This window comes from Actinokineospora iranica, assembly GCF_900101685.1.
Lineage (GTDB): Bacteria > Actinomycetota > Actinomycetes > Mycobacteriales > Pseudonocardiaceae > Actinokineospora > Actinokineospora iranica.
Window position 1 is genome coordinate 134576 of record NZ_FMZZ01000010.1, and the last position, 12865, is coordinate 147440.

Below are 12865 nucleotides of genomic sequence, written 5' to 3' on the forward strand. Positions count from 1 at the left end.
ATGCCAGCGCAGCTTCGGCGCCTGCCCCTGTCGGCGGCGCAGACCGGGATCTGGGTGAGCGAACGGCTTTACCCGGGGACCGCCCAGTACAACTGCGGGGTCTTCGCCGACCTCGACGGCGAGATCGACGCCGAGGTGTTCGCCGCAGCGGCGCGCACGGCGGTGGCCGAGGCGGAGGCGCTGCGGTCGACGTTCCGCGAAGTCGACGGCGTGCCGGTCCAGGAGATCGCGCCCGAGGCGACGGCCGGTGTGCGTGCCGAGGTTGGTCCGGCGGCTGCGGTTCCGGTGGCCGGTGTGCGCGGTGTGGCAGGTCCGGCGGCGGTGGCCGCGGTTGCGGTGGTGGACCTGAGCGGCGAGGCCGATCCGCGGGCAGCCGCGGAGACGTGGATGCGTCGGGATCTGGCTGTGCCGCTCGACCTCGCGCGGGGGCCGTTGTGCGCGCACGTGCTGTTCCGGCTCGGGCCCGCGCGGTGGCGGTTGTACTTCCGTTACCACCACATCGTTTTGGACGGTTTCGGCGCTCACCTGTACCTGAGCGGGCTCGCCGCGGTGTACGCCGCGCTGGCCGCGGGCCGCACGCCGGAGCCCGCCGGGTTCGGCGCGGTCGCCGACGTGGCAGCCGAGGACGAGGCCTACCGCGCGTCGCCGCGTTTCCTGGCGGATCGGGACTTCTGGGCCGACGCGTCGGGAAACGCCGATGGGCAGGGGCTTCTCGGCGCGGCGGGAACCGAGGTGTCCGACACCGTGTGGCACGGGGCCGAGTTGCCCGCGGCCACGGTGGCCGGGTTGCTGCGGCTGTGCCGGGAGGCGGGCGTGCCGTGGTCGGTGCTCGCGGTGACCGCGTGCGCGGCCTTCGCCCACCGGGTCGGCGGTTCGGCCACGGCGACCGTGGGGCTCCCGGTCGCCGCTCGGGCGACTCGGGCGGCGCTGCGGACGCCGACCATGCTCGCCAACGAGGTTCCCCTGAGCCTGAACGTCCACTCGGGAATCACCGTTCGCGAGGCGCTGACGGCCGCGTCCTCGGCGATCGGGCAAGCGCTGCGGCATCAGCGTTACCGGGGCGAGGATGTCCGGCGTGACTCGGGCCGGGCACGGGAAGGTCTCTACGGCCTGGTCGCCAACGTCGTGTCGTTCACCCGCCCGCTGGACTTCGGCGTCGCGGCGGGCGCGCTGCGGCTGGTGTCGCCGGGCCGGGTGGAGAACCTGGTCGTCAACCTGCACGGCGCCCCCGAGGCGGGGGAGGGCGTCCGGGTCGAGTTCCACGGCAACGGCGCGCTGCACAGCCAGGACGAGGTGGTCGCGCTGCACCGGCGGTTCCTGGTTTTCCTCGCGGGTTTGGCCGAAGTGGACGGTCCGCTGGGGCTGGTCGAGACCGCGACCGCCGATGAGCGCGACCTGGTGGTGCGGCAGTGGAACGACACCGCCCGGGATGTGCCCTTCACGGCACTGCCCGACCGCGTGGCGGCGCAGGCCGCCCGCACCCCGGCCAGCCCGGCTGTGGTGGACCACGGCCGGACCCTCACCTACGCCGACCTGGCCGAGCGAGTCGACGGCGTGGCGGCCGCGCTCGCGGGCCAGGGAATCGGCCGCGGCTCAGTCGTGGCCCTGACTCTGCCGCGCGGAGCCGACTTCCTGGTGGCGGCGCTGGCCGTGGCCAGGGCGGGCGCGGCCTTCCTGCCGATCGACGCCACCCAGCCTCCCGCGCGCCGGGCGGCCATATTGGCTGACGCCACCCCCACGCTCGTCCTGGACGCCCTGCCCGAGGTGACTCCGGGTTTGGGCGCGCCCGCCGCAGGCCTGCCCGAGGCAGGCCCAGCCCGGTCCGAGGTGGCCGCGCGTCCGCCTGAGGTCGCCCCAGCCCTGCGGGCGGCTGCGGCTCCGCTTGAGATCAGGCCGGACGACGCCGCTTATGTCATCTACACCTCCGGCTCCACCGGCACGCCCAAGGGCGTCGTGGTCGAGCACCGGTCGCTCGCGGCCTACTTGGCCCACCTCGGCGCGACACATCCGGCGGTGGCCGGGTCGGCGGTCGCGCACACTTCCGTGGCCTTCGACCTCGGCCTCACCGCCCTGTTCGGGCCGCTGGTCACCGGCGGCGCGGTGTGGTTCGCCGACTCCGCCGACGCGGCCCACGCCGCGCCCACCTTCCTCAAGGGCACACCGTCGCACGTGGACCTGCTGGAGCGCGGCCCGACCGCCGAGCTGATGCTGGGCGGCGAGACCCTGTCCGGCGCGGCGCTCGCGGCATGGCGGCGGGCGCACCCGGACGTGGTGGTGGTCAACGAGTACGGCCCGACCGAGGCCACGATCGCCTGCGTCGAGCACCGCGTCGAGCCGGGAGACCCGGACGCCGCAGGCGCCGTGCCGATCGGCACGCCGTTCTGGAACACCCGCGCCTACGTGCTCGACGCCGCGCTGCGCCTGGTCCCGCCCGGGCAGGTCGGCGAGCTCTACCTCGCGGGCGCGCCGCTTGCCCGCGGCTACCTCGGGCAGTCCGGCCGCACCGCGGAGCGGTTCGTGGCCGACCCGTTCGGCCGCGGCCGGATGTACCGCACCGGCGACCTCGCCCGCTGGGCCGACGGCGTGCTGCACTGCCTGGGCCGCGCCGACGACCAGGTCAAGATCCGCGGCTTCCGGGTCGAACCCGGCGAGGTCGAGGCGCAGGTCCGCGCCCACCCGGACGTGCGCGCCGCCGCCGTCCTCGCCCGCCCCGACCGCGCGGGCAGGCCGAGGATCGTCGCCTACGTCGTCACCGGCGACGCGGAGTTGGGCCGCGCCGACCTGCGCGCGCACCTGGCGTCCCGGTTGCCCGAGCCGATGCTGCCCTCGGCCGTGGTGACGGTGCCCGCGCTGCCGCTCACCCCCAACGGGAAACTCGACACCCGCGCCCTGCCCGACCCCGCCTACCGCGGCGGCGCGCCGTTCCGCGCGCCCGCGACCCCGGCCGAACGGGTGCTGTGCGCGCTGTTCGCCGAGGTGCTGGGCGTGGCCGAGGTCGGCGCCGACGACGACTTCTTCGAGCTCGGCGGCGACTCGCTGCTGGCCACCCGGCTCGCGGGCCGGGTGCGCGGTGAGCTGGGCGTCGAACTGGCGGGCAGCGTGCTGTTCGACGCGCCCACCGCCGCCGGGCTGGCCGAGCGGGTGGCCCAGGCCGCGCCCGCCCGGCCCGCGCCGCGCCGGGTGTCGCCGCGGCCCGCGCGTGTGCCGCTGTCGGCGGCGCAGACCCGGCTGTGGCTGCTGGAGCGGATGGAGAACGCGGGCGCCGCCTACAACGTCCCGGTCGTGCTGCGCTTCCACGGCCCGCTGGACGCCGACGCGCTGGAACTGGCGGCCCGGGACGTGGTCGGCAGGCACGAGACGCTGCGCACGCTCCTGGCCGAGGACGACGACGGCCCGCACCAGGTGGTGCTGCCGCTCGCCGACGTCGTGCCGCTGGTGCGGCCGTCCGACGACCTGGCAGCCGAGGCTGAGCACGCCTTCGCCCTGGCAGCCGAGGTCCCGGTTCGGCTGCGGGTGCGCTCGCTCGGCCCGCGCGAGCACGTCGTGCTGCTGCTGGTGCACCACGTCGCGGCCGACGCGGTGTCGGCCGCCCTGCTGGTCCGCGACCTCGGTGTCGCCTACGCCGCCCGCACCCGAGGCGCCGCGCCGGACTGGGCGCCGCTGCCGCTGCGGTACACCGACTACGCCCACTGGCAGGCCGAGACGCTGGGCGCCGCGGACGACCCGCGCGCCGAACTCGGCCGCCAGCTCGCGCACTGGACCACCCGGCTCGCCGGGATGCCGCACGAGTTGGCCCTGCCCGCCGACCGGCCCCGGGCGGCGTCGTTCGCGGGCGCCCGGGTGCGCTTCGAGATTCCGGCCGACCTGCACGAGCGTGTCGACCAGCTCGCCGCGACCGGCCGGGCCAGCGCGTTCATGGTCGTGCACGCCGCCATCGCCGCGCTGCTGTCACGGCTGGGGGCGGGCACGGACATCCCGGTGGGCGCGGTCGTCGCCGGACGCACGGACCCGGCGCTGGACGAGCTGGTCGGCTTCTTCGTCAACACGCTGGTGCTGCGCGTGGACATCGGCGGCGACCCGACGTTCCGCGAGCTGCTGGACCGGGTCCGGGACGTGGACCTGACCGCGTTCGCCCACCAGGACCTGCCGTTCGAGCGGCTGGTGGAGCGGCTGAACCCGGTGCGCGCGCCGGGCAAGCACCCACTGTTCCAGGTGATGCTGTCTTACCAGAGCGAGGACCCCACGACCGCCGTCGCGGCGTTCGCGGCGGTGCCCGGCCTGCGAGTCGTGGTCGAACCACCGGTGGAACGGGTCGCGAAGTACGACCTGTCCTGGGAAATCCTCGAACGCCGCGGCGAGCACCGGGAGCCACTGGGCTTCACCGCCGAACTGGAGTACAGCGCCGACCGCTTCGACCACGACACCGCCCGCCGTCTCGCCGACCGCTTCCACCAGCTCCTGCGCGCGGCGGTGGCTGACCCGGACCGGCCGCTGAGCGCTGTTCCGCTGCCCGAGGACACGCCGTCGCCCGAGGCGTCCGGCAGCGGGACCGGTGTCCTCGCACGGGAGCGTGCCGACGCGGCCCCTGCGGCCGCTCGTCCCGGGGAGCGCGACACCGCGCCCTTCGCCGCCCGGCGGGAACGGAGTCCGCGGATGGAGATCCTGCGGGGGATGTTCGCCGAGGTGCTGGGGCGGGGCGAGGTCGGGGTGGACGACGACTTCTTCGCCCTGGGCGGGCATTCGCTGGCCGCGGTGCGGTTGCTGAGCCGGGTGCGGTCGGCGTTGGGCGTCCAGGTGCCGATCCGGCGGCTGTTCGAGGCGCCGACGGTGGCGGGGCTGGCCGCCGCGCTGGAGCGGGCTGATGGGGCGGTCGCCCGGCCGAGGGTGACCAGGGCGCCGCGGCCCGCGCGGGTGCCGGTGTCGCCAGCGCAGCAGCGGCTGTGGTTCCTCAGCCACCTCGACGGCCTCAACGCCACCTACACGATCCCGGCGACCATCCGCCTGCGCGGCGCGGTGGACGTGCCTGCCCTGCGCGCGGCTCTGGCCGACGTGGCCGACCGGCACGAGAGCCTGCGCACGGTCTTCGTCCAGGACACCCACGGCCCGCACCAGGTGGTGCTGCCTTCGGTCGCCGTCCCGCTCGCCGTGGCCGATATCGCCGAGGTCGACCTCCCGGCCGCGGTGGACGCCGCGGCGGACACCGAGTTCGACCTGTCCGCCGAGCCGCCGCTGCGGGCCTGGCTCTACCGGCTCGGCGACGACCACCACGTGCTTTTCCTGCTGCTGCACCACATCGCGGGCGACGGCGCGTCGATGGGCCCGCTCGCGGCCGACTTCAGCGCCGCCTACACCGCCCGGGTCGCGGGCCGCGCCCCGGAATGGCCGCCGTTGCCCGTGCAGTACGCGGACTACACGCTCTGGCAGCGCGCGGTTCTCGGCGCCGAGGACGACCCGGACAGTGCTCTGTCCCGGCAGGCGGAGCACTGGCGCGCCGCACTCGCGGGCCTGCCCGAGGAACTGCGGCTGCCCGTCGACCGACAGCGACCCGCGGTCGCCTCGTACCGCGGCGGGCGCGTCCAGTTCACAGTGGACAGTGAGCTGCACGCCGGGATCATCTCGGTTGCCAAGGCCAACCACGTGACGCCGCACATGGTGGTGCAGGCCGCGGTGGCGACGCTGCTGTCCCGGCTCGGCGCGGGCACGGACATCCCGATCGGCACCCCGGTGGCGGGCCGCGACGACGACGTTCTCGACGGACTGGTGGGCTTCTTCGTCAACACGCTGGTGCTGCGCAATGACTTGTCCGGCGCGCCCACGTTCGCCGAGCTGCTGGGCCGGGTGCGGGAGACCAATCTCGCCGCGTACGCCAACCAGGACCTGCCCTTCGAGCGGGTCGTGGAGGAAGTCGAGCCGGTGCGCTCGCTGGCCCGGCACCCGCTGTTCCAGGTGCTGCTGGGCATCGATGACAACCAGGCCGCCCTGCGGCTGCTGCGGCTGCCCGGGGTGAGCGCCGAACTGGTGGACGTGCGCGGCGGGCGCTCGAAGTTCGACCTGTCGTTCTTCCTCGACACCGAGCACGACGAGCACGGCGACCCGGCCGGGATGCGCGGCGGGCTGGAGTACAGCGCCGACCTGTTCGACGAGGGCACCGCCGAGGTGATCGCCGAGCGGTTCGTCCGGGTCCTCACCGCCGTCGTCGCCGACCCGGAAACCCCAGTGGCCACAGTGGACATACTGTCCGCCGGTGAGCGGGCCGTGCTGCTGGGGCCCTGGCACGGCAACCCGCACCCGGTTCCCGGGCTGACCCCGGCCGAGATGGTGGCCGAGCAGGTCCGCGCCACCCCGGACGCCCCGGCCGTGGTCTTCGGAGACCAAAAACTGTCCTATATGGACTTGAATGGGCGGGCGAACCGGCTGGCGCGGCTGCTCATCGAAGACGGCGCGGGGCCGGAGCGGGTCGTCGCGATCGCCCTGCCCCGCTCGGTCGACCTGCCGGTCGCCATGCTCGCGGCGGCGAAGGCGGGAGCCGCGTTCCTGACCGTGGACACCGAGGCCCCGGCCGAGCGGGTCGCGGCGATCCTCGCCGACGCGGCCCCGGCCGTGGCCGTCACCGACCTGGCCACCGCGCCCCGGCTCGGTGGGTTCCCGGCCCGCGCGCTGGACGATCCCGCCGTTGTCACCCGGTTGGCCGCGCTGTCCGCAGCGCCCGTGGCCGTGCGGCCCGACCAGCGCAACCCCGCTTACCTCGTCTACACCTCCGGGTCCACCGGGACACCCAAGGGCGTGGTCATGCCGGTCGCGGGTCTGGTGAACCTGCTGTCCTGGCACCGCGCGCGGTTCGGCGGCGACGGGCGGACCGCGCAGTTCCTCTCGCTGGCGTTCGACTTCGTGGTCCAGGAAGTGTGGCAGGCGTTGGTGTCCGGCAAGGCGCTCGTGCTGCCCGAAGACGACGTCCGCCGCGACCTGGAGCGCTTCGCCGGGTGGCTGGACCGGCACCGGGTGACCGAGTTGTTCGCGCCCACGCTGGTGATCGACTCGCTGATCGAGGTCGCCGGACGCGCCGGGGCGAGCCTGGCCTCGCTGCGGGAGGTCTTCCAGGGCGGCGAGGCGTTCCGGCTCAGCGCGGAGTTGCGCGGGCAGGCCGCGCGCGGGCTGCGGGCGCACAACGTCTACGGGCCAGCCGAAACCCACGCGGCGACCACTCTGACCCTGCCAGAAGACGTCTCGGCCTGGCCCGCCGTCGCACCCATCGGGCGTCCTCTGTGGAATGTGCGGGTGTGCGTGCTGGACGCCGCGCTCACGCCGGTGCCGCCCGGGGTGGTCGGCGAACTCTACATCGGCGGCGCGCAACTGGCCCGCGGCTACCTGAACCGGCCCGACCGCACCGCGGAGCGGTTCGTGGCCGACCCGTATGGCCCGCCCGGGTCCCGGATGTACCGCACCGGCGACCTCGTGCGCTGGCTGCCGACGGGTGAGCTGGACTACCACGGCCGTGTTGACGACCAGGTCAAGGTGCGCGGCTTCCGGGTCGAGCCGGGCGAGATCGAGGCCGTGCTCACCGGTCACCCCGGTCTCGCCGCCGCCGCGGTCGTCCCGCGCGCGGACGCAGGCGACACCCGGCTGGTCGCCTATCTCGTGCCGTCCGCGGGCGGGGTGAGCGACTGGCGGGAGGTCCAGGCGTACTTGCAGCGGCGGCTGCCCGATTACCTGGTGCCCTCGGCGTTCGTGCTGCTCGACACGCTGCCCAAGACCGCCAACGGCAAGCTCGACCGCGCCGCGCTGCCCGCCCCGGAGCGGGCCGCGCCCGCCACCGGCAGGCAGGCGGGCAGCGCGGCGGAGGCCGTGTTCGCGCGGGCGTTCGCCGAGGTCCTGGGCATCGAGCCGCCCGGAGCCGACGAGGGGTTCTTCGACCTCGGCGGCGACAGCATCCTGTCGATCCAGGTCGTCAGCGCCGCCCGGCGGGCGGGTTTCGCGGTGAGCGTGCGGGACGTGTTCGAGCGGCGGACCGTCGCCGGGCTCGCCGCCGTGGCGACCCCGGTGACCGACGAGCGGGCCGAGGAGCCCGGCGCGGGCGTCGGGCCGGTCCCGCTGACGCCGATCACCCGGTGGCTGGCCGAGCGCGGCCGGGGCGGCTGGCTGGCCGAGTTCACCATGTCCGTGGTCTTGCGGGTCCCGGCCGCGGTCGACCAGGAATCCCTCACCGCGGCCGTCCAGGCCCTGGTCGACCACCACGACGCGCTGCGCGGCGTGTTTGACCTGTCCGCGTCGCCGTGGACGCACGAGATCCGGCCGTCGGCGGACGCGACGGGCTGGGTGCGCCGAGTCGACGTCGCGGGCCTGCCGGACTACGCGCTCGACGCCGAGATCGCCGCGCACGGCCGCGCCGCGCGTGAACGGCTCGACCCGGCGGGCGTGCCGCTGCAAGCGGTCTGGTTCGACCGCGGCCGCGGCAAGCCGGGTCGCTTGGCCCTGCTGGCGCACCACCTGTTCGTGGACGGCGTCTCGCTGCGCGTGCTGGTCGCCGACCTCGCCGAGTCGTGGCGGGCGATCGCCGACGGGACCGCGCCGAAGCCGCAACCGGTGGGCACGTCCCTGCGCGGCTGGGCGCGGCGCCTCACCGCAGCGGCCCCTCGCAGGCGCGGCGAGCTCGACCACTGGGTGTCGGTGCTGACCGCCCCCGACCCGGCGCTCGCGGTCCGCCCGCTCGACCCGGCCACCGACACCTACGGCGCAGCGGGCGCGTGGGAGGCCCGCCTGCCGGTGGACGTGACCCGGGACCTGCTGACCACGGTCGCCGCCGTGTTCCGCGCCGAGGTCAACGACATCCTGCTGACGGCGTTCACCCTGGCTCTCGGCGACTGGCGCCGTCGGATCGGCGACGAGGTGCTGATCCACCTGGAAGGCCACGGGCGCGAAGAGGAAACCGTCGGCGGAGCCGACATATCCAGCACCGTGGGCGGCGCCGACCTGTCCCGCACGGTCGGCTGGTTCACCAACCTCTACCCGGTCCGGCTGCGCCCCGGGCCGGTGAACCGGGCCGAGGTGTTCGCGGGCGGCGCGGACCTGGGCCGTGCCCTCAAACGGGTCAAGGACCAGTTGCGCGCCGTGCCGGACAAGGGCATGGGCTACGGGATGCTGCGCTACCTCGACGCGGACAGCGCGCCCGCCTTCGCCGGGCTCGGGCACCCGCAGGTGGCGTTCAACTACCTGGGCCGCTTCGAGGTCGGCGGCGCGGACGCCGACTTCACCCCCGAGGGCACGATCACCGCGGCCGTCGACGGCGAGCACCCCGACATGCCGCTGGCGCACCTGCTGGAGCTCAACCCGCGCACCGAGGTCGGCGTCTTCGGCCCGCAGTTGGTCGCGACCTGGACCTGGGCGGCCGGGCTGGTCGCCGAGGACGAGGTGCGCGCCCTCAACGACACCTGGTTCGCGCTGCTGACCGCGTTGACCGAGCACGCCCGGCGCCCGGGCGCGGGCGGCATGAGCACCGCCGACGTCTCGCTCCACTCGATCACCCAGGTGGAGCTGGACGAGTTCGAGGACTTCGCGCGGGAGATGGAATCGGAATGGGAGAGCCAGCCGTGAGCCGCATCGAGGACGTCTTCCCGCTCTCGCCGCTGCAAGAGGGGCTGCTGTTCCACAGCGCCTACGACACCGCCGCGCCGGACGCCTACACGGTGCAGATGGCGTTCGACATCACCGGCCCGCTGGCCCCGGCGACGCTCAAGACGGCGGCGGCGGCGCTGGTGCGGCGGCACGTCTGCCTGCGCTCGGCTTTCCGGCAGCGCAAGACCGGCGAGTGGGCGCAGGTGGCGCTGCGCGAGGTGCCGCTCGGCTGGCGGGAGACCGACCTGCGTGAGACGGCCGACCCGGAGGCCGTCGCCCGGGAGTCTGCCGACGCCGAGCGGGCCAGCGGGTTCGACCTGGGCAGGCCGCCGCTGGTGCGCTTCGCCCTGCTGCGACTGGCCGACGAGCGGCACCGCCTGGTGCTGACCAACCACCACACCGTCCTCGACGGCTGGTCGGTTCCGGTGCTGGTGCGCGAACTCCTGGCCGTCTACGACAACGGCGGCGACCCGGCCGTGCTGCCGCCCGCCCCGAACTACCGCGACCACGTCGCCTGGCTGGCCCGCCAGGACCGCGACGCCGCGCGCCAGGCCTGGGCCGAAGCGCTCGACGGCCTGACCGAGCCGACCCTGGTCGCCCCGGACACCGGCCGGTCGGCGGCCAGGTCCGACGACGTGGAGCTGGAGCTGCCCGAGCCGTGGACCGCGGCGCTGACCGCCCGCGCCAGGGCGCACGGGCTCACCCTGAACACCCTCATGCAGGCCGCCTGGGGGCTGGTCGTGGCCCAGCTGAGCGGCCGGGACGACGTGGCGTTCGGCATGACCGTCGCAGCCCGGCCCGCCGAGCTGCCCGGGGCCGCCGACCTGGTCGGCCCGCTGATCAACACCGTGGCCGTGCGGGTGCGGGTGCGCCCGGCCGAGACGCTGGCCGACCTGCTGACCCGGGTGCAGGGGGAGCAGGCGCGGCTGCTGGCCCACCACCACCTCGGTTTGGCGGACATCCAGCGCGCCGCCGGGGTCGGCGAGCTGTTCGACACGCAGATGGTGTTCCAGAACTATCCGGTGCGGCCCACCGCGCGGTCGCGGGTGTCGGTCGCCGACACCCGCGCCCGCGACGCAGCGCACTACCCGCTGGTGCTGATCGCCGCCGCCCGCGCCGGGGTGACCCTGCGGCTGGGCTACCGGTCCGACCTGTTCACCGCCGCCGACGCCCACGCGATCGTGGGCCGGGTCGCCCGGGTGCTCGACGCGTTCGCCACCGACCCGGACCTGCTGGTCGGCAGGCTCGCCCTGCTCTCCGACGACGAGACCGCGCGGACGGTCGGCGCATGGAACGCGACCGGGCACGACGTGCCGGACCTCAGTGTCGTAGACCTCTTCGAGGAGTCCGCCCACCGGCACGGCGACAAGACCGCCGTGCTGAGCGAGCTTCCCGGCGCGGACGGCCTCACCTACACGGAGGTGAACGCGGCGGCCAACCGGCTGGCCCGGCTGCTCGTCGCGCGCGGTGCTGGCCCGGAGCGGTTCGTCGCGGTCGCGCTGCCGCCGACGGACCGGCTCGTGGTGGCCCTGCTGGCGATCCTCAAGTCCGGCGCGGCCTACCTGCCGCTCGACCCGGACTACCCCGCCGAGCGGCTGGCGTTCATGCTCGCCGACACCGCGCCCTCGCTGGTCGTCACCACCGACGCCCTGCTGCCCCGGCTGCCCGACACCGACGCGCCGGTCCTGCTGCTCGACGACGACCCCGCCGCTGGCCTGCCCGAGCACGACCTCACCGACGCCGAGCGGGCCGCGCCGCTGCGGCTGAACAACCCCGCCTACGTCATCTACACCTCCGGCTCCACCGGCAGGCCCAAGGGCGTCGTGATCGAGCACCGCTCGCTCGGCGCGTACCTGCTGTGGGCGCGGTCGGCGTACCCGATGACGGCCGGGACCGCGCTGGTGCACTCGCCGATCTCTTTCGACCTCACGGTGACCGCGCTCTACACGACCCTGGTCAGCGGCGGCCGGGCCCGGCTCGCGCCGCTGGCGGAGGAGTCGGCGGCGGGGCCGCGGCCGAGTTTCGTCAAGGGCACGCCCAGCCATCTGGCGCTGCTGGACGCCGCGCCGGACGAGGTGTCGCCGACCGGTGCGCTGATGCTCGGCGGCGAACTGCTGCTCGGCGAGGCGCTGGACCGCTGGCGCGCGCGCCATCCCGGCGCGACGGTGTTCAACGTCTACGGCGCCACCGAGGCCACGGTCAACAGCACGCAGAACGAGATCCGCCCCGGAGAGCCGACGCCGGACGGGCCGCTCCCGGTCGGGCGGCCGTTCTGGAACACCCGCGTGCACGTGCTCGACGCCGCGCTGCGGCCGGTGCCGGTCGGTGTGGTGGGCGAGGTCTATCTGGCGGGGACGGGTCTGGCGCGCGGATACCACAACCGGTTTTCCCTTACCGCCCAGCGGTTTGTCGCCGACCCGTTCGATGTGGGTGCCCGGATGTACCGGACCGGCGACCTCGCCCGCTGGAACGCCGACGGGATGTTGGAGTTCGCGGGCCGGGTCGACGGGCAGGTCAAGATCCAGGGCTACCGGGTGGAGCTGGGCGAGATCGAGGCCGCGCTGACCCGGCTCCCGGCGGTGCGGCAGGCGGCCGTGGTCGTGCGCGAGGACCAGCCGGGCGACCGGCGCCTGGTCGGCTACCTGGTGCCGGAGGACAGCGACGCCACAGACGCCGCCGCGGTTCGGGCAGCCGTCGCCGACGAGCTGCCGTCTTACATGGTGCCCGCCGCCCTGGTCGCGCTCCCCGCGCTTCCGTTGACGGCAAATGGGAAGCTCGACCGGAAGGCGCTGCCCGCGCCGGACTACGCCTCCGGCTCCGCGGGCCGCGCACCCCGGTCCGCGCGCGAGGAAATCCTTTGTGGACTGTTCGCCGACGTGCTCGGTGTCGAACGGGTGCGTATCGACGACAGCTTCTTCGACCTCGGCGGGCACTCGCTGCTGGCGACCCGCCTGGTGAGCCGCATCCGATCGGCGCTGCGGGTCGAACTGGCGATCCGCGCGCTGTTCGAGACGCCGACCGCGGCCGGGTTGTCCGACGCCCTCGACGCGGCGGCAGGCGCCCGCCGCTCGATCACCGCCGTCGACCCGAGGCCGAGCCTTATTCCGCCTTCCTATGCCCAGCAACGGTTGTGGTTCCTCAACCAGTTCGACGACGAGCAGGCCGTGGCCTACAACTCCCCGGTCGCGCTGCGGCTGTCCGGCGCGCTCGACCGGGACGCCATGGCCGCGGCGCTGCGCGACGTCGTGGCCCGGCA

2 protein-coding genes (1 of these 2 only partly in view) are annotated in these 12865 nt (G+C 74.9%); both read left to right on the forward strand.

All coding sequences use genetic code 11. The annotated features are described in order from the left end of the window. Entirely contained in the window at nucleotides 1-9588 is a 9588-nt protein-coding gene (locus BLS56_RS20535) for a non-ribosomal peptide synthetase (protein ID WP_091453432.1), read from the forward strand. Further along, nucleotides 9585-12865, forward strand: the beginning of a protein-coding gene (locus tag BLS56_RS20540) for a non-ribosomal peptide synthetase (RefSeq protein WP_175482949.1). It continues 10579 nt past the right edge of the window; 3281 of the gene's 13860 nt are visible here — the first part of the coding sequence; it begins with the start codon at nucleotides 9585-9587; the stop codon falls past the right edge of the window. The genes BLS56_RS20535 and BLS56_RS20540 overlap by 4 nt, the downstream gene beginning before the upstream one ends.